The organism is Thiorhodovibrio winogradskyi (assembly GCF_036208045.1).
In the GTDB taxonomy this organism is placed as follows: Bacteria; Pseudomonadota; Gammaproteobacteria; order Chromatiales; family Chromatiaceae; genus Thiorhodovibrio; species Thiorhodovibrio winogradskyi.
Genome location: NZ_CP121472.1, coordinates 4,108,672 through 4,130,603 on the forward strand (window position 1 = coordinate 4,108,672; position 21,932 = coordinate 4,130,603).

Here is a 21,932-nt window from a genome sequence, read left to right on the forward strand (position 1 = left end):
ACCAACACTGGATCTTTAGGCCGCGGGCTCACTCGTCAGACTGTCAGGGGAATGGCAGGCCGAGTCCGGATGTGTGTTTTCAAGAAAATTGCCTGCCACTTCGACCGCCACGGAGTGATTCCGCAGCAGTTGCACCACTCTTTGCACCTCCTGTTTCATTGCCAGAGCTTGCTCAATGGGCAGTTGATCCAAACCTACCACGGGGTTATGGTTCACGGCCGGATAGCTGACGAGATTCCACAAGGTGATGGAAGCAAATCCGGCCTCGATTGCAAACCAAGCCAAGTCCTCAAGTCCAGGCACTGATTGTTCATAGACACCGCAACTCAGACTCCAGGCTGGCTTAGTCTTGATCGCGCGGGCCTTTGCGCGCACCTGGTGCATGTTAGTGAGTATGGTCCCCAGGCTGACATGTCGGCGGATACTCTTTAATTTCTGACGGTCGACTGTATCCAGGCTAATCTGAATAACGCTCATTTGTGCCAGCAGTGCGATCTCCTCGGGGATAAAAGGCTTGGCGAAATTAGACAGGATATCGACTTTGAATCCACCAGCAAGCAGTTGCCGGGCCATCTTCATCCAGTCGGGATGGTAGGTGGTTTCTCCATGGCCATTGAGCATTATCCGAGTTTGCTTCGGATTCATGTCACTCATCCGCATGATGCGCTGGAAAGTCTCTTCCGACATGTCGTGACCCAGATATTCTGGCTGACTGACCGCGCAGTAGGTGCAGCGCAAGTTGCAACGCCCGGTAACATCGATTCGTAGATGACGCAGGGGGCCAGATTCTTGCAATGATGGCTTCCCGCGCAGCCACTTGGAAAGCACTGTGGTCAAGACTTTGGTCGATGTCCAGGAACGAATGTGGCATTGCGCGCAGTATCTGTTTAGTTTGCCCTCAAGCAGACTGAGCCTTAAAGCCCGGAGGGATTCTTGGTTTCTGACATTTTCGGGTTCGGCGGCATCGTCGATCAGTGGGAAGAGATGTGGGTGAACACAGCAAGGCGCGACACGTCCTCTCGGATCGATTTCTTGGTAAATCCATGGATCAAGGCAGTAGCGGGTTTGACTATCTGTTTCCTCGATACGCCAACCTCCTTCTCGGTTTTCAAACAGGCCCCACCGGACATAATGATCGTAGCCGCTCCTGATGCTCGACGTACCAGTCAAAGCCTTCGCGACATCAGGATTTCGCCGCAGGTAATCATTCTCATCCCAGTTGGCGGGAAATTGTTCGGAAGACAATGGATTCTCCATACTGACGTGTGAGATTAACTGTACTTTAGCATGTTGCATTGTGAACCCGGCCTTAGGTGCTGAAGATGCTTGGCCCAAAGGGGCAACAATCGCACTCCGGCCAGTGGCTTCCGGCCAATGATGGGCTCTACCAGCGCCTGGTCAATGAACCCATTGACGCAAACACCCTTCCCAAGGACCGCGAAGCCGCGCCTGGACGCATTCTGCAGCTCCTGCTGGTGCTGGTTATCGCCACCAGCCTGGTGCTGAGGTGGTCTTCATCGGTGATCGTGGCATGCTCAAGGTGAAGGGCAAAGCGGTCCTGAGCGCCGATGGTTGGCGCTACATCAGCGCGCAGACCTTGTCTGCGGATTCGTGCTCTTCTGAGCCCTTGTTTCGCTATCGGGACGTCTTGCAGCCAGACCTGTTCGATGAGGATCCCCATGCCATGACAGTCGATGATGCATTAGTGGCTTTCAGTCGATTGACCTATTTGATCCACGAGGTCAAAGGCTGCCGTTATGCGCGTCTCATTCAACCTGATGAGGAGCAATGCAACCTCCTCGACGCACTCGGCCTGCGCTTTCTCCGCCAAACCGCCAAAGCGCTGCAGTAACAGCGCCACCACGGCGATGTAGTCAGTAAGCTCATCCGCGGGTTAGGCTTTTTATTCATTTTTATCAAAAGCTTATTCGGTAATTTTACAGCGTACACGCCGGAAGATCTGTCCGGTTGTCGGCCCGGTTCTCAGTAGACACCACATGAAACACCCAAATTTTGAATTGCTGTGGCCGGCCAACGCAACAAGCTCGCTGCAGCGGCCTGCGTTATTATTCAGGCCAACAACCGCCCCACCAGGAGCTCGCCATGCCCCCGCTTCAACCGCGTCTCCATACCCGTTCAACCTCGCCAGCCCGCGCCCTACCCAGCGCCGGGTTCGAGCCACAAGAGGCAATACGCGCCGCTCGGGCGCGGCTGCGCGCTCTTCCCCATCCACCCGAGCACTACGACGGCATCCCCTACTACGATCACGAGCTCGACATGCCTCAATCCACTGCTCATGCCGAGATGGTCCACGACTTTGGCAATTTCCTGCGTCAAGTCGCCAGCGCCGCCGCCCTGCGCGTGCTCAGCGACAACCCGATCTGGTATTGGATCGCGGAGACCAGCGAGCAAAAGCCCTTTTACCCCGACTACGCCCTGGCGGAGCCGGTCGACCCCAGCCGCATCACCGCGTTGGAACTCCGCCTCGTGGTGGAATTAGTCAGCACAGCGACCCTAGCCAAGGAACAGAAAGACACGGTGCGCATGCGCGAGCTAAACGCCGCGAACGGCGTGCCGGAATTCCTCTTGCTTTATCCCGAACCCGAGGATAGCCGCGCGCTGCGCTGGTTCAGCCTTGATGACACCAACGGCGGCTACCGGGAATGGCCGGCACCGGATGATCGGCGCTATCGCAGTCAGACGATTCCAGGACTGGAGATCGAAGTCCTGCCGTCCGAGGCCTGGCAGCTAGGCCGTAAAGTCCGGCTGTGGTACAGGGGCGATCGGCTGCCGGCGCTGGACGAGGCTGTTTGGCAGGCCGAGCAGGCCATGCGGCAGGCCGAACAAGAGCGCCGAGAGCGCGAAAGCGCCGAACGTCAGTTCGAGCAGGCCCGTGCGGAGAATGAGCGCCTACTCGCGCGCTTGCGCGAAGCGGGCCTGGCGCCCTGATGGGCTTGTGTGGGCCTGAGAACCATCGGGCACTATCGAACGTCGCCAATAAAGAATCAAACCTAACAATCAAACCTACCTGGTTCGACTTTATTCATAAACTGTTCGTCTGCTCGCGCGGTTACTTCTCCGTACCCGCCGATGCGTTAAAGTGTCACGCCAGCTCGAACACTGAGGTGGACCCCATGTCAAGGACAGTTTTCCCCCGAATTTAAGTTAGCGCGCCCAGTTCAGTCGCAGCGGATTGGCGCTGCCCCAGTTCTTCGCCAGCGGAGTCGTCGGCGGAGCGTAGCGGAGCCGACGACTCCGCTGGCGGGCGATCGCCAAAGTGATCAGCAACCACGACACCACCTCCTTTGCCGCTCACATGCACATCGTCCGGCGTTCGGTAGCCAAGCCCCTGGTGAGGGCGTTCACCGTTGTAGAAGGGGAAATACGCCGAGAGGCCCATGAACAGCTCTGTGAGCGTCTCATAGCCCTTGGGGTAAATGTCCTCCCATTTGACGCTGCGCCACAGACGCTCGACGAAGACGTTGTCCAGGGCTCTGCCGCGCCCATCCATGCTGATGGCCACCTCGGCGTCACGCAACACCTGGGTGAAGGCGAGGCTGGTAAACTGCGCGCCCTGGTCGGTGTTGAAGATCTCCGGGCGCCCATAGTGGCGCAGCGCATCCTCCAAGCAATCGATGCAAAAGCCCGTGTCCATTGTGTTCGACAATCTCCAAGAAAGGACTCGTCGTGAGTACCAGTCGATGATGGCCACCAGGTAGGCAAATCCATGCGCGAGTCGCACATAGGTGATGTCACTGCTCCAGACGTGGTTGGGCCGTACAATGGCCAGCCCACGCAACAAGTAGGGGTAGATTTTGTGCTCAGGATGCGGCTTGCTTGTATGAGGCCCAGGCAACATGCCGGCTAAACCTAAAACGCCCATGAGACGCTGAACGCGTTTGCGACTGACCGCATAGCCTTGTGCGCGCAGCATCACAACCATGCGTCGACTCCCATAAAATGGTCTCTTGGTGTATTCCGCATCAATCAGCCGCAACAACTTTTGATCCAGTTCGCTCGGCTCGGCAATACGATCATGGCGGTGTGCATACACTCCAGAGCGATGTACGCCAAGCAGCGCACATTGGCGACTGACCGCTAACCCGCCATCATCAAGGCCGCCCATGTCGATCCACCCGCGACGCACGCTCACAGGCTCACCCCGGACTTTTTTTTCAGCCAGTCCAGCTCCATTTTCAACCGCCCGATCTCGCTGTAGAGTCGCTCTTCGTCGCCACTGTCGTCCACTTTCTTGCGCCCGCGCCGGCCTTCGAACAGCTTGCCGGCGTCCGCCACGATGGCTTTCTTCCACTGGCCTACTTGGACCGGATGAACCCCGTGATCCTGCGCAATCTCGTTAGTCGTCTTCACTCCGCGTACCGCTTCCAAGCCTACTTTGGCCTTGAAAGCGGCACTGAAGGTCTTGCGTTGTCTCTCACTCATCTGCTCTCTCCAAGTCTTTACAAGTCTCTTCAGATGAGGCAAAACTAACTTAATTTAGTGTCCTAAAATTGGGGTCCACTATACACCATCACTGGCCCATACCATTACCCTTGGCGGCATCGATCAAGGCTCATCATGGCGAAGGTGATCGGCCCAAACTCGGAGGGAGCATGGATGCGGTAGTCACGCAGATCAGAAGCACCGCATAGCACCAAGGTGTGCGGAAAGGACAGGGCAGGTCGCTGCATGTAGCCGGAGTGCAATTGAAGGACCAGCGAGATCAAAGTGTCGCCGACCAGGGCATCGACCTCGTCGAGCAGCAGCACCAGTGAGCTAACGCAAGGATCGAAGCCCCCCGTTCATTGAATGGCCAGCTTGGCGATTCCATGGAGATTGGCCGGCCAGTCCGATGTGTGCTCTGCTTTGAGAATCCGCTCGTTACCGGCTGCCGCGGGATCCGATAGATCCAGGTCGTGCACATCCAGATAGCGCCGACGCTTGGCGTCGAGAAAAACGCGCACCACCGGTTGGAGCAAATGATTGGAATTGGACTCCATCACCATGCCGATGCGTTGGCTGGCTAGCCGCACCAGGGTTCCGACAGGATAAATGCCGACACAGCGGATGAAGTGCTGAACTAACTCAGAGTCCACATGATAGTGACTCCATTCGAGCAGCTTGCGCAGCGCCAGGCTCGGCTCCATCCCCTGATGATAGACACGATCGGATGTTATCGCATCGTAGATATCCACGATGGCCGCCATCCTGCCAAATTGGGAGATGGCCTCACCAGCTTTCCTGTTCGGGTAACCGCTGCCATCCATGCGTTCATGGTGCTCGGCGGCCACTTGCAAGCTCGCGGGTGAAATACCGGGCGCGGCATTCAGCAAGCGTTCAGTGTGCTCCACATGCTCCTGCATGATCTTGAGCTCATGCTCCGTCAAACGCTCCGGCTTATTGAGAATATCGCTTGGAACCAGCGTCTTGCCAATGTCATGCAAGAGCGCGCCAGTGCCGATCTCATGGAGCACGTCCCGTTCCAAGCCGAGACTACGACCAAAGGCGATCATCAAGACAGCCACATTCACGGAATGCTCGAAGGTGTAGCGGTCGCGGCGGCGGATACGCTGCAGGCCAAGCAAGGCGTGCTGGTTGCGGAAAATAGAATCCGTCATTTCCGTCAGCATTGGCGCCGTTTGCTCCAGATCGAGCTGCTGACCCAGGCGAAGATCGGACATCAGGCCATTGATCACCGAGACAGCCTGCCGCAGAACCCACTCCGCTCGCGCGCGCTCTTCGTGCAATGGAACCTCGGTCAGTTCATCGGCTTGATTCTCGACAATGGCACCGATCTCGTCATCGAGTTCTTGCTCGACTTCCTGCTGGGTGCGCGCGTCGGCAACATCCGAACCCTTCTCGGTATCGATATAGAGTTCCCTAACACCCGTCTTACGAATCTTGGCAATGACCGCGTGATTCTTGACAGCGAATCTACTACTCAGAAACGCATGGTCCAACCACCCACAATTGAGATCATGGATGTACATGCCTGGGCGAAGCTGTTCGGTAAGGATTTTCTTGATCATTGCACACCAGAGGGCGGATAGAGATCGTCATCGCCATCAACCAATGTCGCCAATCCTACACGAAAACCTAAAACTCCAACCACTGCTTTTCGTCAGTTAACCAGGATTCCTCCCTCTTTTATGTGTTTTTTTTACGCGCAAAAGATGCTAACCTATTGTCATTCAAGGTCAACAATCAGCACCGCCAGGGTTTTGGGATTGGAATCCGCGTTTCACCAGAGCTGAACTCTGCAGCGCTCGGATTATCAGATATGTGGCCATCAAACTGGCCTGTTTGGATCGGGTGATCACTCCAGCGCGTCATCCCCCACGCAAGGATGCTGTTCGATTCCCGCCTCAGCCATGGCCACGGCGCGGAAAATGGCCCGGCCCTTGTTCATGGTTTCCTTCCACTCCAACTCCGGGACTGAATCCGCCACCACGCCGGCACCGGCCTGGATGTGCAACTCACCATCCTTGATCACCGCCGTGCGAATGGCGATAGCCGTGTCCATGTTGCCATTGAAGCCGATGTAACCCACGGCGCCTGAGTAAATGCCGCGCTTGACGGGTTCCAGTTCGTCAATGATCTCCATGGCGCGAATCTTGGGTGCGCCAGACACAGTGCCGGCCGGGAAGGTGGCGCGCAGCACATCCATGGCCGTCATGCCCGCGCGCAGCTGGCCAGTCACATTGGAGACAATGTGCATCACATGGGAGTAGCGTTCGACCATCATCTGGTCGGTCATCCGCACCGAGCCCACTTCCGCCACCCGGCCGCAGTCGTTGCGCCCGAGGTCGATCAGCATCAGATGTTCGGCCAATTCCTTGGGGTCGGCCAGGAGCTCGGCCTCGAGCTCGCGGTCTTCCTCCTCGGTATAGCCACGCCGACGCGTACCGGCAATGGGACGCACAGTGACCACGCCGTCCTCGAGCCGGGTCAGGATCTCGGGCGAGGAGCCGACGATCTGGAACCCGCCGAGGTCGAGAAAATACATATAGGGCGAGGGGTTCAGACCGCGCAAGGCCCGGTACAGGTCGAGCGGACGGGCACCATAGGGAATGGACAGCCGCTGCGAGAGCACCACCTGCATGCAGTCGCCAGCGAGGATATAGTCCTTGATGCGCGTGACCGCCTGTTCGAACCCCGTCTGGCTGAAGCCAGAGACAAAATCCTGTTCGCTGATGCGCCGTGCTTGCTCCGTCGGATGCCGGGGCGCGCCGCGCTGCATGCGCGACACCAACGCCTGGATGCGGGCATGGCCGCTGGCGAGATCATCGCCGGCATCCGGATTTAGATGCACAATCATGTAGATGCGACCACGCAGGTTGTCGAACACGACCACCTCCTCGGACAGCATCAGCAGAATATCCGGCGTGCCAAGCTGATCAGGATTTGGGCACTCGCGCAGCCGTGGCTCAATGTAACGGATACTGTCGTAGCCGAAATAACCAACCAAACCACCGGCAAAACGCGGCATTTCCGGATGCTCGGCGACACGGAAGCGCTGCTGGAAGGACTCGATCCAGGCCAGCGGATCCTCGGTCTCGATCTCCTCGACCAACTGGCCATCGCGTTCGATGCGCAGAGTGCGTCCAAACACCTTGAGCAAGGTACGGCACGGCAGGCCAATAATTGAATAGCGGCCCCACTTCTCCCCGCCCTGCACCGACTCGAACAGATAGGAATAAGGCCCCTCGGCCAGCTTGAGGTAGCAGCTCAGCGGGGTATCGAGATCGGCCAGGACCTCGCAAACCAGCGGGATACGGTTATAGCCCCGGGCCACCAGGGCGCGATAGTGCTCGGGCGTCATGGGTGTTGTTGGGCCAGCAGACCGGCCAGTTCCGGCAAGGCGTCGATGACGGCATCCGGCTGGGCGTCGCGAATATCCTGGCCATGATTGTAGCCATAGCTCATGCACACAATGAAAAAGCCAGCGGCGCGCGCCGCTTTCACATCGCTGATGGAGTCGCCCACCATCAGCGCCTGACTCGGCTCGACCCGAAAATGCTCGGCCGCGTGCAGCAATGGCAAGGCGCTGGGCTTTTTCTCCGGCAGGCTGTCGCCACTGATGACGATTTCAAACAGGCCACGCAGATCGAAATGGGTCAGTAAGGGCTCGGTAAAACAGGCGGCCTTATTGGTCACACAGCCCAGCCGATACCCTTGGGCGCGCAGCCAGCCGAGCCCCTCGCGCACACCAGGATAAAGCACCGAGTTCTGGTGGGTGTGCTGGGCGTAAAGCTCGACAAAGATGGGATAAGCCCGGGCGAAGTCCTCGGCACCGGGCCGGCCATCAAGTGAGCCGGCCAGCGCGCGGGAGACCAGCCGTTCGACGCCATTGCCCACCCAGTTGCGCACCGCCTGCTCGCCCCGGGGTGGGCGCCCAAGCTCGTGCATCATTTGATCGACACAGTAGGTCAGGTCCGGCACGCTGTCGATCAGGGTGCCGTCGAGGTCGACCAGCACCAGGCCGGGGCGAAAGCTGTTGGGCAACATGGCTTGGTTGGCGGCAACAGGGGGAAACGTCAAGGCCCGCTGCTCAGCTGGCCTTGGCCAACTCGTCGCGCATCTTGGCGATGATGCTGTCGTAGCGGTTGGGGTCGCTGTCCGAGCCCTTGCCGAAGATGCCCGAGCCAGAGACAAAAGTATCAGCCCCGGCGGCCTTGATCTCGCCGATATTATCGGCTTTCACGCCGCCGTCGATCTCCAGGCGAATCTCCCGCCCGCTGGCCTTGATGAGATCACGTGCCTGGCGCAATTTGGTCAGTGCCGAGGGGATGAAGCTCTGACCACCAAAGCCCGGATTGACCGACATCAGCAAAATCATGTCGATGCGCTCCATCACATACTCCAGCGCATCCAGGGGCGTGGCCGGATTGAACACCAGCCCCGCCTTGCAACCCTCTGACTGGATGAGCTGGAGCGTGCGGTCGATATGCTCGCTGGCCTCGGGGTGGAAGGTGATATAGGTCGCGCCCGCGGCGGCGAAGTCACCAACGATGCGATCAACCGGCTTCACCATCAAGTGGACGTCAATGGGCGCGGTCACGCCATGCTTGCGTAGTGCCTCGCACACCAGCGGGCCGATGGTCAGGTTGGGAACATAATGATTGTCCATCACATCGAAATGCACAATGTCCGCGCCGGCGGCAAGGACGTTGTCGACCTCCTCGCCCAGCCGGGCAAAGTTGGCGGACAAAATGGAGGGAGCGATCAGATCGGCAAGAGGGGCCATGACGAGATCTCCGCGGCTATTTGGAGTAAGAGTGAGTGGGTGCAATTGGCGGGCATTAAGACGACGGACCGCCAGATCGCGGTCTCGCGTCAAACATTCAGGGACAAATCAGAATCCGCTACTTTACCTGATTGCCGCCGGCTTTTCATCCGCGCGCTAGTGCGAGCAGCCCTGACGCACGCCCCTTGCGGCGGCTAACAACGACGGCAGCTGCCCGGGGTTGGTCGAATATCGGCTTCTGGCGCGGTGCAAAGTGGACATTGGCGTGATCATAACAGCGCATCAAGGAGCGCATCATGGCGGCTGCAAACCCAGCAATTCCAAATGTCGTTTTCCAGCACCCGGTTGTTGACCCGGTGATCAGTAGACGCCGCCATCTTGGCGCGTCATGAAGCGGCTGGAAGCCGCTTCTAACCAGATGAAACACCCAAATTTGGAATTACTGGCAAACCCGCTGGACAACAAGCACACGCCGCCTGCACCCCAAGCTCGCCGAACAGCCCTACCGGTTCCTTGCAGAAGAGACAGAACTCACCCTTCCTGACAGCCTTCGCGTGCCATGCGACCGCGCATCTAGTGCAGTGTCGTCAAACCCTAGCACTCAGTCTGCCCAACCTCGAGCCAGCCTAATTAATAGTAATGCGACCGAATAGCATTTACTTTCTTGATGTACTCGTCTAAGATCTTCTCTCAGATGCTGATGGATGCCGGCTCCGACCCGTCAACTCATTCCACCCGGCTTGTTCGATACCTGCTGAAGACGGGGAGCAGGGTGCCGTCGCCTTGTCAGCATTCATCACCAACATCCAGTCTCGGTGCCCGTTAAACCTCGACTTGCTGGTCGTCTTTACTCAATCAGGAGAATGATATGCGCCTCAGTGTTTTTTCCTCCCTGCTCGCAAGCACACTGCTGACCGCCACCGCAGCCTTTGCTCACACTCCACTCTGCGCCTGCTATGACATGGGCGACGGCACCGTCCTGTGTGAAGGTGGCTTTTCAGATGGTTCCTCCGCCTCCGGCGTCGGCATCATGGTTGTCGACACCAAGGGCAACAGCCTGATCGAGGGCGAGATGAGCGAGGACAGCGAATTCGAGTTCGACAAGCCGGAAGGCGAATACAGCGTGGTCTTCGACGCCGGCCCCGGTCACAGCATCGAGATCAACGGCAAGGATATCCTCGAGTAACGACCCACACGTAAAGGCTTTTGCGTTCCTTTCCGATTCTCTTTTTATCCATGCAATACATCTCTATCCGCCCATCTTTAACCAGGAGACCATCCGTGACGCTTAAAACTGCTCTGCTCACCGCGACCGCAGCCGCCACCCTCAGCACCGGCGTCGCCCAAGCCCATTTTCAACTCCTCTACACGCCAGAGGTCATGCTCGAGCAACCCGGTAACATCAATTTCAAGCTGGTTTTCGGTCACCCGATGGAAAACGGCCATGTGATGGACATGGGCGAACCGGAAGACTTTTTCGTCATCTTCAAGGGCGAGAAGACCGACCTCATGGGGAGCCTCAAACCCATCACCTGGAAAGGTGGCCATAACGAGGCGAAAGCCTACGAGGCGAGCTATAAGGTTCGCCGCAATGGCGATTATAGTTTCGTGCTGGTCCCCGCCCCCTACTATGAAGAAAGCGAGGACGTGTATATTCAACAAATCACCAAGGCCATCATCAACAAGGGCGGCATGCCAACCGGTTGGAACAAGCCACTCGGCCTGAAAACAGAAATCATTCCTTTAAACAAGCCCTATCAGGTCTACGCCGGCGGCACTTTCAGCGGTCAACTGCTACGCGATGGCAAGCCAGTCCCGGGTGTGGAATGCGAGATCGAGTACATCAACACCGAGATCGACATGGCGGCCAATGCCTCCTCGGCCGAATCCAAAGGCGATGTGCCCGCAACCGCTGTTGTCGCCATCACCGATGCCGATGGTGAGTTTACCTTTGGCATTCCAGGACCCGGGGTCTGGGGCTTCGCCTGCCTGGGTTCGGGTCCGGACAACGAGCATGAGGGCAAGGAGTTATCCCAGGACGCTGTGCTCTGGATCAATGCCAGCACGCTCAACACCGGCCAGGATTGATCCAAACCCTGGCGTTGGTCGGCCCGAGTCGCCGCCGGCGATGGCTGGGGATGATGGCTCGGGCGGCTTGAGTCAAGCTTGCTATCAACAATCATTCTTGTTATTTTTCGCATCAGAGCAATCCGACACCGACCAAGCGGTCCGTATTGACAAAATTGCATCGGGAGACACCCGCAATGAGCGAGCATTCATCAGGCTGCCCGCCTGAGCACTCCGAATCCAAGGCCACGCTCGGTCCCGAGCCTAGCGCCGCTTCCCAGACGCGGGCCCAACCTGGCCCTGGACAAGCCACCTTCTCTCCGCACAACGGTCACCACCCGCATCCAGGGTATGGCTATCCGGGTAATCCACCGCATCCCGGCGAGCTGCCGCCGCATGCCGTCGGGGCTCCCGGATACCTGCCTCCCGGATATAGCCCTCCCGGATACCAGCCTCCCGGATACCAGACCCATCCCACTTATCCTGGCTGGGCCACACCGGCGGCTCCGGGCGCGCCCTATCCGAACGATCCCTATCATGCCCCCTATCCCGGTCATTCCTATTCTTCCGGCCATCAGTCAGACCATCAGGCCAGCGGGCACCAGGGCCACGGCCAACGTAACGGCATGTCCGAGTTCATCGAGGAAATCGCCAGCGGCGGCAACGGGCTGAACAGTCTTGGGCGGCTATTGAATTTCGAGGATACCGACTTCTGGAAAGGCGCCTTGGTCGGCGCCGCGGCGGTGATGCTGCTGAGTAACGATGGGGTGCGGAATCTGCTGTTCGGCGGTGGCAAGTCAGATGCTGACAAGGCGGCCGCGCCCGCGGAGACGGACACATGACCCAGCCACCGAATTTTCCCCACCAACCCAGCCCAGTTCAAACCACACAGGGCCAACCCATGCAGGCGCCCTGCCCCGCCCCGCGTAATCTGTGCGCGGACTTAACACAAATGGCGATCATGGGCGCCGTGATCGGCGCCTCTGGCGCGGCTGGTCAGGAAATCCGCGCCCTGCAACTTAAGCAGCGCAGCGCACGCCAGGCGGTGCGCGAGACGCTGCGGGTGGCCGCCATCAGCGCAGCCGCCAGCGCGGTGGCCGGCGCCGCCGCGCACGCGGTCTCCAGCACCGGGCTGACCCGACTGGCGGTGCTGCTCGCGGCGGGCACCGCCGTGGTCTACGCGGCCGACAGTCGCGCGGCAGCGAGCCAGGCCGCCGCCACATCCAACCGAAACATACCGCCCCAATCCGAACCCAAGAGAACACGCCGATGAACTCCTCTCAAGGGCCGCGGCGCCAACGCCACGGCATCAAGAAAAAACTGGTCGAGGGTGCCGGCGGACTGGTCGTCGGTGCCGCGCTGGTAGTCTTTTTGCGTGGTCTGAGCAAAAACCGCCGCCGTCAAGGCACCCAGACGACAGACAGCACGAGCCCGCCCACATCCTCTGCAACCCAAGCCAACAACGAGTAAGTCCCCATGAACTATCCCCCCAATCCGAACGGCCCCAGCGGCATGCCCGGTCACGGCCATGATGGAGCACGCAACAGCCCCGCGCCGGATCCAGTTCATTATGGCAGTGGCAATTTTCCCCCCAGCCATGGCAACTATAACGGCCATGGCAGCTATGGCAGCCATGGTGGCCAGCATCCAGGCTATGGCCCCGGCGCCGACTGGCCACCCGGCATGGCGACGCGCCCTTACCAAAGCAACTCCTCCTGGTTGAATCTTTCCAACGACAGATTCATCAAGGGCGCCCTCATTGGCGCCGCGGCCGCCTACCTGCTCACCAACGAGAGCGTCCAGCGCACCCTGATCAAAAGCGCCGTGCGCGCCTGGACACTGGTGCAAAGCGGTGTGGAGGAAGTCAAGGAACGCTTCCACGATGCCGAGGCCGAAGTCCAAGCCGAGGCCAACAAGGACGCCTGACATCCAGGACCGCCCGCTACCGCGCCATCCCATTTTCCAACTTCACCCTTTACCCTTCGGCAACCGACCGGGCATGCACTATCAACTCATCCACCAACTGCCCGGCCGGTTGCGGCTGCGGATTCCCGCCCTCAACCAGCCCGACTATCCCGCTGGCGCGCTTGAACTCTGGATGGAGGCCTGCCCCGCCGTCCGCTCGGTGCGCGCCAATCCCCGCGCCCGGGCGCTGATACTGGAATACGCCGGCGGGCCGCGCGCGCGCGCCGCCGCGCTTGCCCATCTGCGCGCCTATCCTGTCGACGCCCTGCCAGGGCTGGGTCTGGGCTTCGACCCACCCAGCGCCGACACCATCCCCATGGTGCGCGGCCTGCTGACCATGCTCGCCATGCCGCTGCTGCCGCCGCCACTGCGCGCGCTGGTAACCCTGCTCAACATCGGCCCGACCCTGCTCCAGGGCATCGACACCCTGGTCAAGCGCGGCGTGAAAATGGAGGTACTCGATGCCGTGGCGGTGGGGCTGGCGGCCACCGGCGGACAACACCAAACCGCGAACATCACCGACTTTCTGCTCAAGCTCGGCGAGTTTCTCGAGCACCGCACCCAACGCCAGTCCGATCGACTGCTGCGCCAATTGCTGCGCCCACCGCCAGCCCTGGCCTGGGTGGAACGCGCCGGCGAACTGGTCCAGATCAGCGCCGACCAGGTCCAGCCCGGCGAGACAGTCGCCATTGGCGTTGGCGAGGCGATTCCGGTCGATGGCTGGGTGCTGTCCGGCACCGCCCTGGTCAATCAGGCCAGCGTCACTGGCGAGAATGTCCCCGTGCGCAAGGAGGCCCCGGCGCGGGTCATCGCCGGCTCCACCCTCAGCGAAGGGCGACTGCGGGTGGAAGCCGCGCGGGTCGGCGCCGAAACCACCCAAGCTCGGGTGGCGAGTTTCATCCAGCAAGCGCTCGACCAACGCTCGGCCACCCAATGCCTGTCAGAGCGTCTGGCCGACCAGCGCGTGATCCTGACCCTGGGCACAGGCGCGCTGGTCTATGCCCTGACCCGCGACCTGCGCCGGCTGCAAGCGGTGTTCCTGGTCGACTACTCCTGCGCGCTCAAGCTCGGCACGCCGGTGGCCTTCAAGGCGGCGCTGTCCAAAGCCGCCCAGCATGGCGTACTCATCAAGGGCGGCGAGGCCATCGAACAACTCGCCGAGGTCGATACCCTGGTGTTCGACAAAACCGGCACCCTGACCGAAAGCGCCCTGGAGGTCACGGAAACACTGGTCTTCGACCGCCAGTGCGATTGCACCGAGGTCGATCTGCTTGCTCTGGTCGCCTCGGTCGAGGAACACGCCAGTCATCCGCTCGCCCAGGCCGTGGTCGCCGCCGCGCGCGAGCAGGATCTGCCCCACATCTCCCACGGCGAGATCGACTATCTGGTCGCCCATGGCCTCTCGGCCGACATCAAGGGCGGGCGCATCGTGGTCGGCAGCCGCCATTATCTCGAAGAGCACGTCGGCATTGATTTCAAGCCGCACGAGCGCCGCATCAATCGCCTGCTCGATGAAGGCAAGACCCTGCTCTATGTCGCCAATGCGCAAGGTCCGGTGGGGTTGATCGCCCTGCGCGACCGCCCACGCGCCGACGCGGCGGACGTCATGGCCCGGCTACGTGCCCTCGGCATCCAGCGGCTGATCATGCTCACCGGTGATCGCCGCCACAAGGCCGAGGCGCTGGCCGCCGATCTCGGGCTGGACGAGGTGCATGCCGAACTCGAACCCGAGGCCAAGGCCGGCCTCATCGAGCAACTGCGCGCCGCCGGCCACCGTGTCGCCTTCGTCGGCGACGGCATTAACGACGGCCCGGCGCTGGCCGCCGCCCATGTCGGCATCGCCATGCCGCGCGGCACCGACATCGCCCGCGCCACCGCCGACATCCTGCTGCTTGAGGACCAGCTCGCCGCCATCGCCAGCGCGCGCGAACTCACCACCGGCACCATGGCCCTGATCCGCGGCAACTTCAACATCGCCGTCGGCGTCAACACCGCCCTGCTGATCGGCGCCGTGTTCGGGCGCATCTCCCCCATCATGAGCGCCCTGCTGCACAACGGCACCACCATCGGCGTGCTGCTCAAGGCACTGCGCGGGCCAAGGATGCAGGCCCTAGCCGCGCCTGCCGGTGGTGAAAGGCAACCAGGCCATCGGCACCCTGACCGACCGCGACATCACCGTACGGGGACTTGGCAGTGAGCGTTCAATCTTGCCGCGCCACTCCCCGGTGCGTTCCGGGGGAGCGGCCCGGCGCGCCAAGATCCCAGCGAGCAGGGCAAAACTTCAGTTTCACTAATCTCACAGCTGTTTCTCAATGCCATTGATGCCTCGCCAGCTGGGGAGCGAATCCGCGTCGATCTGCATTCCGGCCCGCCTGTCGCGCTCGCCCTGAACAACCGCTGCGCGGTTCCCGCCCCCATCCGCGCCCGCTTCTTCGAGAAACACCGCACCCTAGGCAAACGCAACGGCTCGGGGCTTGGCACCTATAGCGCCAAACTGATGACCGACACCATGGGACTTAGCTTGCGCATGGAGACATCGGACGCCGACAACAGCACTCGCATCCACCTCAGTCTGCTGCCTACCGCGCCGGGTTGATCGCCGGGTTGATCGCCGGGCTTATCTCCTCGGGGCCGCCAGCGGCGGCAAGCACGCGTTCGAAGTCCGCTCGCTTGGCCGGCTTCATCAGCCGTTGCTCGAACAGCGTCTCGGCCTCAGGCTCCTCGGCCAGGCTATAGCCTGATAGCGCGACCAGCGTCAGGGTTTGGCGTTCGGGCCAGGTCGCCAGTTCGCGCGCCACCGCCAAACCGTCCATGTCCGGCAGCCCCAGATCGAGGAACACCACCTCCGGCGGCGCGGCACGGATGGCCTCCAAGGGCGCGGTACCGAGGTCGCGCGCCAGGCGGCCGACATCGTGCTCAAGGACGATGCCCTGGAGACCCTGGTGCATGTCATCGAGCATTGGTCGCAATATCTTCCGCAACATTCGTCGCTTCATCGTGCAGCGCCGCCACTGGCTGGCCATTACCGGCTTCGGCGCCCTGATCGCGGCCATTGTGCTCCTGGCGGCCGCCAAGACCCTGGATACCGCGCCCCTGCCCCCGGTCGGATGGAGCCTGATCGCCGTCTTCTCGCTGTTGCCGGTGCTCTTGACCCAAGCCGGGAAACTGCTGCTGGCGAGCCGTCGCCCAAGGACCAGGACCGGCGCCGATTCCAGCCCCGGGGACCAGGGCTAAAGAGATGCGCCAGGAACGGCGACCGGCGGCCCAGGTCCGCGCCGGAGCGCACTCTGGAGCGAACCCCGGGGGACACACCGACCACATCCGCCTTTCCCGAAGGGCGAGCAGCTGTATCTTATCCACCAGCGCCTTCGGCAAATGCCCCAGTGCCACCGGGGCTTTCGACCGCGAAGCCCGTCAATCACTGGCAGCGAGAGTTGGAACAGCACTTGCTGGCTCCTTGTCCAAGGCCGAGGACAAACGGGGGCCATAGGGCTCCACGGCTGGCGTCTGATCGAATGCCTGGCGCCCCCTGCACTGGCTCCTCTGACCCCCTCTGACCCCCTCTGCCCCGCTTTCCCGCGTTGGACCGACCGGGCACGGGCTGTTAGGGAAAGGCCGATGGGTTCAGCGTTACCGAAAACCGCGCCCCAAGGTCAGGGACCCCCCAAAGGTCAGGAACCAGGGTGATAATGATCACAACCCGGGCTGCCACGGCGGCCATCACACCTGCTGTTGGAGCAATCCGATACCATGTCCGAGCAACTGCTGCAGATCGAGGAACTCAATTTGGAACGCGGCGGCCGACGGCTGCTGGACGTGGTGTCGCTCACCATCGGCCCGGGGGTGCTCTCGCATGGCCCACAAGCCGCTTGAATTGATCGCGCGCGGATCCTCGACGCGGACGGAAGCCGTGCCCGTGGTCCGGGAGGCCCACCCGCTGGCCCAGGTCACCCAAGAGGCCGCCATCGGCAGCATCGACCAAACCCAGCTCGAGACTCTGATGGCGCATGGACTGACGCCGGATCAGGCCATCGATCTGGTGATCGGCGGCTTGCCGCGACCGCAATGGGAGAGCGACGAATGAGACCCGGCAAGCGCGCGCCAGTGATAGCGCCACATGAAAACTAATTGGAGATTCCCCCCCGATGTCAAACCGCTTTTCCCTGACCGGCCTGCTCACACGACTGCGCAATCTGTTTCTGCAAGGCATCGCCCTGCTCGCGCCCCTGGCCCTGACGCTCGGCCTGCTGGTCTGGCTCGGCCACCTGGTGGAGACCATCGTGGGCGCCGGACTGCGCGGCCTGTTGCCCCAGGGCTGGTATTTCCACGGCCTCGGCTTCATGGTCGGCCTGCTGCTGACGCTGGCCACTGGTCTGCTGGCGAATCTGTTTTTGGTGCGCTGGCTGGTCAACCTGCTCGAGCATATCCTTGACCGCATCCCGCTGGTCAAGAGCGTGTTCCAGGGACTTAAGGATGTGGCGCGCTTTCTCAACCAAAGCGACGGCAGCCAGCTGGGCCGCCCGGTGATGGTGAGGCTCCCCTTGGGCGACACCGAGGTGCGACTGCTGGGCTTCGTGATGCAGGAGCAGGCCCGGCTGACGGAACTCTCCAGCGACCCCAGTGCCGCCGCGCTCGACCTGGTCGCGGTCTACCTACCGATGAGCTACCAGGTGGGCGGCTACACCCTGTATCTCGACCGAAACCGCATCAGCCCGCTCTCGGTCAGTCCCCAGGATGCACTGCGCGCGGTGCTGACCGGCGGCGCCATGACCCCGGAAACAAACACCAAGGCGCGAACGCGCCGATCTTAAGGCGGCCCGCGCGCGAGCCGAAGGCCGCGCCTGGGAATCCGTGGAAAAACAATCCAACTCAACAACTGGAGCGTGGGAACGAGTTAAATCAAGCGCTTGCGGCTCTTCAGACTCGACCAGACTATTGACTCGCTGTGATCGCAAAAGCCGGGTTGAGCGAACATCCAACGCATCATCAAAACCAATCTGACTGCTATTCCGCCATGTCATCACCCATTCCCGAATCCGACTGGAAACTTTTCAAAACCGTGCGTGAACAGGCATTCAACCGCTTCACCACCAAGGTACTGGAGGACTGCCGCGCGCTCTGCGACCACGACGGCCGACCGCCGGCTGAACGCTTCGATGCGCTTTCGCGTTTGACGCGCCAGCGTGACAAGGACATCGGGCGCCTGTTCGGACACTCTAGCCGCTCCTCGGCGACCCTTGCCCTCATGGTGCTGCGCGCCGAGGGCTTGGTCGATGACCAGGATGTTGCTCGCTTTAGTCCCGAGACCCAAGCCGCCTCCCGCCCCGTCGGAGACACTTAAAACAATAGACAATTGATTTCGCCGCCCCGGAATCAGGCGCTCAGTCGTCGCACCGCTTCCTCGAGCTGCTCAAGGGGCGCGGCGTAGGAGAAGCGCAGGTGCTCGGCTTGGCGATAGACGCCGAAGTCGCGCCCGGGGGTAATGGCGACGCCGGTCTGCTCGAGAATCCTGGCGGCGAACGCGGCGCTGTCGTCGGTCAGATCGCTGACATCGGCGTAGACATAGAAGGCGCCAGCCGGCAGCAGCGGCACTTTGAAGCCGAGTTGACGCAGCGCGGGCACCAGTAAATCCCGTCGCGCGCGAAAGGCTTCACGCCGGCGGACCAGCTCGGCGCTGACCTCGGGCGCGAAGGCCGCCAGCGCTGCCTGTTGTGAGATCGTCGGCGCCGAGATGAACAGATTCTGGCACAACCTGGCCACGGCGCGGCGGTAACCGGCGGGCGCGACCAGCCAGCCGAGTCGCCAGCCGGTCATGCCATGGTATTTCGAGAAGCCGTTGACAACGAAGATGTCATCACCATCATGCAGGGCGGTGCGCACATCGCCCTCGTAGACCAGGCCGTGATACAGCTCATCGACCACCAGGGTGCCGCCCAGCGTGCGCACCTGATCGGCCACCGCGGTCATTTCCGCTGCCGTCACCAGACTGCCGGTTGGGTTGGCCGGGGAACCCACCAGCACCGCGCGGGTGCGCTCGCTCCAGTGCGCGCGAATGGCCTCGGGCCTAAGCTGGTAGTTGACCTCCGGGCCGCAGGACAGCCGTTTGGGAACCCCACCGAGCAAATGAATGAAATTGGCGTTGCAGGGATAACCGGGGTCGGCGAGCAGAACCTCATCGCCCGGATCGAGCAGCAGGGCAAAGGCCACCAGCAAGGCCGCCGAGGACCCGGGCACCAGGGCGATCCGCTCGGGTGAGGGGCGGATGGCGGCGGGATAGTGGTCGGCGATGGCCGCTCGCAGTTCGGGCAGACCTTCAGCCGGCGTGTAGCGCGTCAGCCCAGCGCGAAGCGCCTGCTCGGCACGCGCCACAATGGGCGCCGGAGTAGGAAAGTCGGGCTCTCCCACCTCGAGATGAATCACCGAGCGACCGGCGCGCTCCATTTCCCGCGCCTTCGCCAGCACTTCCATCACATGAAAGGGCTGAATCTGCGCCAATCGCGCGGCAAGTCGGGGCTGACTGCTCATCGTGAGGTCTCCTTAGGATGCCTTCCAGGCCGCCAGCCAGGCGGCGATCTCGGCCTCAAGCCGGGTGCGCTCGGACGCGGCGAGACCGCCAGGGCGGTAACGGGATTTTTCATGCAGGTGCAAGAGCGGCTCGCTCGCGGGCAGTTCGCGCGCGCCTGCTTGGCTGTGCTTCAGGCGCGTCAGCCACTGGCGCTCGGTCTCGCCCGGACGACGCGGCCAGCCGGCGCGGGTCAGCGCGGTGGCGATGGGCGCGAGCGGGCTGTCGGGGGCGGCCGCGCGCCGGTCACGTCGCCGCGTGCGCGCGGCGGTCCAGCGCTGGCCGAGGCGCAGGCGGTAGGCCAGCAGCGCGAACAGCAATCCGAGCACACCCCAAAGCCAGAGCGGCGTGCCCTGCCCCGGTTCCAGGCGGCTGAGGTTCACCTCATACCACAGCCGCGACCAGAGATCCGCCAGCGGCTGCCAGACGGGACGCTCGCTGGCTTCGAGCGCGGCCCAGAGCGCCGGAGTGGTGTCGAAATCATGCCAGTGACCACTGTCCCAGTAGAGCGTCCAAGCATGGGCGTGGCTGCGGCGCACGCGGTAGCTGTTGGGAGCGGCATCGGCTTCCTGCACCGAGTAGCCGACGGCATAGCGCGCGGGGATGCCGGCCTGGCGCAACAGCAGCACAGTGGCGGAGGCGAAGAATTCGCAGTGGCCGGCTTGGGTACTGGTGAGAAAATGCCCGATCTCGGTCCGCCCCGACGGGGCGCCGGGCAGCCTGAGGCTGTAGCGGAAGTCTTGGGCGAAATGGGCGCGCACCCGGCGGATGGTCTCGGCGGTGTTTTGTGCGTTCAAACCCAGTTCGGCGGCCAGCGCCTGCAACACCGGCACCTCCGGCTTGGGCACGCGCAGATCGGTGTCTTGCGGCGGGCGGTCGTGACGGGCGCTTGCGGTAAAAAAGGCCTGGTAGCGGATCAGCGGTGGTCCATCCTTGGCCTTGACCGCGCCGAGCGACTGCCGCTCAAGGCTGTCGACGGGCAGATCGCGCAGGCGCCACGCGCCGCTCGGCAGCGGCAGCAACTGACCGCGCCTGGGCAGATAGCCGCCGATGCGCACCCGCTGGTCGGCGCCCCCGCTCTCCGCGCCCGGCGCTGTCGGCGCTCTCTCCGCGGACATCCACAGCCAGTCGCCGCCAACCATGGACACGGGCGTGAAGGCCCGCTCATGGGTAAACCAGGTGGCGCCGGCATAGCGATCATAGCTGGCGGTGCGCAGCAGCAGGGCCTGGCGCAGCGGCGCATCGGTCGTGACGCGATAGAGCACGCGGTCCGAGAGTTTCAGCTCGCCGATCTCGCCCAGGGCGGTGCGCGCCTGGTAGGGATCGCGCTCGCTCCACAGCAGCCCGCTCATCCAGTTGACCGCCAGCTCCTCGACCCGCCGCTGCGCCTGGGTCACTCCCTGCTGCCCGACCCAGGCCAGGGCGCCGGCGAGGATCAGCAGCGCCAGCCACAGCGGCCATTGGCGCCTAGGTCGCGCTCGCGGCTGCCAGGCGCTGACCCAGAGCGTGAGCACGAGCACGCCACCCAGATAGCCCAGGGGATGCGACGCGCCGCCACCAGCACTCGTGCCGACCCCAGCAGCCAGCACGCAGGCGGCCAGATAGATGGGCGTGAGATCCAGCACCCGGTCGGCCTCGGGCGAGCGACTGCGCCGCTGCGACAGGAACAGGGCGCGATAGCTGACACCGGCGCGGGCACTGAGCAACTGCGCCGACAGCAGGGGCGCGAGCAGCACTGGCGACCAGCGCAGCGTGGCAAAAATGCCCGCCGAGAGCGGGCCGCGGCTGTATTCAAACAGCACCAGGGCCAGCACCAGCAGGCTGGTGAGATCGACCAGGCGCTCGAGATGCCGGTCGGCCAGCCGCCAGCGCGAGCGGGTGCGCATGGTCCACTCGAACCAGGCCGCCAGCGCCAGCCCCGGCAGCCAGGCGCCGCTCTGCCAGCTCCACAGCAGCAGCGTGAGCGTGAACAGCCATGGTGGATTGGGGTTCATCGACCTGGATTCATCCCATTCGAGTTCATCGGGCACCAAGCCCCCGGAAAAGCGCTCGGCACAAACAAATGCTGCATGACGGATGCACCAGCAAGTA

The 21,932-nt window shown here is 62.1% G+C and carries 25 protein-coding genes and 1 pseudogene; 16 read left to right on the forward strand and 10 right to left on the reverse strand.

Annotation, left to right across the window (positions count from 1 at the left end; all coding sequences use genetic code 11):
* Positions 1–15: 15 nt before the first annotated feature.
* Entirely contained in the window at positions 16–1,245 is a 1,230-nt protein-coding gene (locus tag Thiowin_RS18720) for a radical SAM protein (RefSeq protein WP_328984478.1), read from the reverse strand.
* Between the two features lie 77 nt (positions 1,246–1,322).
* Between Thiowin_RS18720 and Thiowin_RS18725 the strand changes: the two genes are divergently transcribed.
* From Thiowin_RS18725 to Thiowin_RS18735, 3 genes are all read left to right on the forward strand, one after another.
* Positions 1,323–1,544 carry a hypothetical protein gene (locus Thiowin_RS18725; protein WP_328984479.1) on the forward strand — a complete coding sequence of 74 codons (222 nt, stop codon included), beginning with the start codon at positions 1,323–1,325 and terminating at the stop codon, positions 1,542–1,544.
* On the forward strand, positions 1,532–1,852 hold the full coding sequence (locus tag Thiowin_RS18730) for a hypothetical protein (protein WP_328984480.1): 321 nt from the start codon (positions 1,532–1,534) through the stop codon (positions 1,850–1,852). Before Thiowin_RS18725 ends, Thiowin_RS18730 begins: the two co-directional genes overlap by 13 nt.
* A 251-nt stretch (positions 1,853–2,103) precedes the next feature.
* The gene (locus Thiowin_RS18735; RefSeq protein ID WP_328984481.1) at positions 2,104–2,949 is read left to right on the forward strand and encodes a PDDEXK family nuclease; all 846 of its coding nucleotides are present in this window, start codon (positions 2,104–2,106) and stop codon (positions 2,947–2,949) included.
* Positions 2,950–3,271: 322 nt separating this feature from the next.
* Here Thiowin_RS18735 and Thiowin_RS18740 read toward each other — a convergent pair.
* The 6 genes and pseudogenes from Thiowin_RS18740 to rpe all read right to left on the reverse strand — a co-directional run.
* A pseudogene (locus Thiowin_RS18740) lies at positions 3,272–4,443 on the reverse strand (IS3 family transposase); the annotation flags it as partial.
* A 104-nt stretch (positions 4,444–4,547) separates the two neighbouring features.
* Positions 4,548–4,769: a hypothetical protein gene (locus Thiowin_RS18745; protein WP_328984482.1), complete on the reverse strand. Its 222-nt coding sequence runs from the start codon at positions 4,767–4,769 to the stop codon at positions 4,548–4,550.
* A gap of 33 nt (positions 4,770–4,802) precedes the next feature.
* Positions 4,803–6,029: an HD-GYP domain-containing protein gene (locus Thiowin_RS18750; protein ID WP_328984483.1), complete on the reverse strand. Its 1,227-nt coding sequence runs from the start codon at positions 6,027–6,029 to the stop codon at positions 4,803–4,805.
* A 287-nt stretch (positions 6,030–6,316) separates the two neighbouring features.
* Complete coding sequence (trpE, locus tag Thiowin_RS18755; protein WP_328984484.1) at positions 6,317–7,822, reverse strand: anthranilate synthase component I; 1,506 nt, start codon at positions 7,820–7,822, stop codon at positions 6,317–6,319.
* Complete coding sequence (locus tag Thiowin_RS18760) at positions 7,819–8,508, reverse strand: phosphoglycolate phosphatase (protein WP_328988123.1); 690 nt, start codon at positions 8,506–8,508, stop codon at positions 7,819–7,821. Before Thiowin_RS18760 ends, trpE begins: the two co-directional genes overlap by 4 nt.
* A gap of 43 nt (positions 8,509–8,551) precedes the next feature.
* Complete coding sequence (gene rpe / locus Thiowin_RS18765) at positions 8,552–9,247, reverse strand: ribulose-phosphate 3-epimerase (protein ID WP_328984485.1); 696 nt, start codon at positions 9,245–9,247, stop codon at positions 8,552–8,554.
* 868 nt (positions 9,248–10,115) lie between these two features.
* On the opposite strand from rpe, the gene Thiowin_RS18770 reads away from it, so the two are divergent.
* From Thiowin_RS18770 to Thiowin_RS25445, 8 genes are all read left to right on the forward strand, one after another.
* Positions 10,116–10,433 carry a hypothetical protein gene (locus tag Thiowin_RS18770; RefSeq protein ID WP_328984486.1) on the forward strand — a complete coding sequence of 106 codons (318 nt, stop codon included), beginning with the start codon at positions 10,116–10,118 and terminating at the stop codon, positions 10,431–10,433.
* Positions 10,434–10,528: 95 nt separating this feature from the next.
* Positions 10,529–11,335 carry a DUF4198 domain-containing protein gene (locus tag Thiowin_RS18775; RefSeq protein ID WP_328984487.1) on the forward strand — a complete coding sequence of 269 codons (807 nt, stop codon included), beginning with the start codon at positions 10,529–10,531 and terminating at the stop codon, positions 11,333–11,335.
* A gap of 176 nt (positions 11,336–11,511) precedes the next feature.
* Entirely contained in the window at positions 11,512–12,156 is a 645-nt protein-coding gene (locus tag Thiowin_RS18780) for a hypothetical protein (RefSeq protein WP_328984488.1), read from the forward strand.
* Entirely contained in the window at positions 12,153–12,587 is a 435-nt protein-coding gene (locus tag Thiowin_RS18785; protein WP_328984489.1) for a hypothetical protein, read from the forward strand. The genes Thiowin_RS18780 and Thiowin_RS18785 overlap by 4 nt, the downstream gene beginning before the upstream one ends.
* Positions 12,584–12,784, forward strand: a complete 201-nt coding sequence (locus Thiowin_RS18790) for a carbon monoxide dehydrogenase (protein WP_328984490.1) — start codon at positions 12,584–12,586, stop codon at positions 12,782–12,784. Before Thiowin_RS18785 ends, Thiowin_RS18790 begins: the two co-directional genes overlap by 4 nt.
* 6 nt (positions 12,785–12,790) lie before the next feature.
* A complete protein-coding gene (locus Thiowin_RS18795) occupies positions 12,791–13,240 on the forward strand; it encodes a YtxH domain-containing protein (RefSeq protein WP_328984491.1) in 450 nt (149 codons plus the stop codon).
* Between the two features lie 73 nt (positions 13,241–13,313).
* Entirely contained in the window at positions 13,314–15,476 is a 2,163-nt protein-coding gene (locus Thiowin_RS18800; RefSeq protein WP_328984492.1) for a heavy metal translocating P-type ATPase, read from the forward strand.
* Positions 15,477–15,623: 147 nt separating this feature from the next.
* Positions 15,624–15,875: a hypothetical protein gene (locus Thiowin_RS25445; protein ID WP_408034232.1), complete on the forward strand. Its 252-nt coding sequence runs from the start codon at positions 15,624–15,626 to the stop codon at positions 15,873–15,875.
* On the opposite strand, the gene Thiowin_RS18805 is transcribed toward Thiowin_RS25445, so the two are convergent.
* The gene (locus Thiowin_RS18805; protein WP_328984493.1) at positions 15,859–16,239 is read right to left on the reverse strand and encodes a response regulator; all 381 of its coding nucleotides are present in this window, start codon (positions 16,237–16,239) and stop codon (positions 15,859–15,861) included. The genes Thiowin_RS25445 and Thiowin_RS18805 overlap by 17 nt on opposite strands.
* On the opposite strand from Thiowin_RS18805, the gene Thiowin_RS18810 reads away from it, so the two are divergent.
* The 5 genes from Thiowin_RS18810 (at position 16,226) to Thiowin_RS18830 (ending at position 18,620) form a co-directional block, all read left to right on the forward strand.
* Positions 16,226–16,513, forward strand: coding sequence for a hypothetical protein (locus Thiowin_RS18810; RefSeq protein ID WP_328984494.1), 288 nt, complete (start codon positions 16,226–16,228; stop codon positions 16,511–16,513). The genes Thiowin_RS18805 and Thiowin_RS18810 overlap by 14 nt on opposite strands.
* 516 nt (positions 16,514–17,029) lie before the next feature.
* Positions 17,030–17,152: a hypothetical protein gene (locus tag Thiowin_RS18815; protein ID WP_328984495.1), complete on the forward strand. Its 123-nt coding sequence runs from the start codon at positions 17,030–17,032 to the stop codon at positions 17,150–17,152.
* Positions 17,133–17,363, forward strand: coding sequence for a SufD family Fe-S cluster assembly protein (locus Thiowin_RS18820; RefSeq protein WP_328984496.1), 231 nt, complete (start codon positions 17,133–17,135; stop codon positions 17,361–17,363). The genes Thiowin_RS18815 and Thiowin_RS18820 overlap by 20 nt, the downstream gene beginning before the upstream one ends.
* 61 nt (positions 17,364–17,424) lie before the next feature.
* Positions 17,425–18,090, forward strand: coding sequence for a DUF502 domain-containing protein (locus tag Thiowin_RS18825; protein WP_328984497.1), 666 nt, complete (start codon positions 17,425–17,427; stop codon positions 18,088–18,090).
* A gap of 203 nt (positions 18,091–18,293) precedes the next feature.
* Complete coding sequence (locus tag Thiowin_RS18830; RefSeq protein ID WP_328984498.1) at positions 18,294–18,620, forward strand: hypothetical protein; 327 nt, start codon at positions 18,294–18,296, stop codon at positions 18,618–18,620.
* Between the two features lie 32 nt (positions 18,621–18,652).
* Here the strand turns inward: Thiowin_RS18830 and Thiowin_RS18835 are convergent, their stop codons facing one another.
* Both Thiowin_RS18835 and Thiowin_RS18840 read right to left on the reverse strand, forming a co-directional pair.
* Positions 18,653–19,804 (reverse strand): aminotransferase class I/II-fold pyridoxal phosphate-dependent enzyme, encoded by a 1,152-nt coding sequence (locus tag Thiowin_RS18835; RefSeq protein ID WP_328984500.1) that lies wholly within the window; start codon positions 19,802–19,804, stop codon positions 18,653–18,655.
* A 12-nt stretch (positions 19,805–19,816) separates the two neighbouring features.
* Positions 19,817–21,835, reverse strand: coding sequence for a transglutaminase domain-containing protein (locus Thiowin_RS18840; protein WP_328984501.1), 2,019 nt, complete (start codon positions 21,833–21,835; stop codon positions 19,817–19,819).
* Between the last annotated feature and the right edge of the window lie 97 nt (positions 21,836–21,932).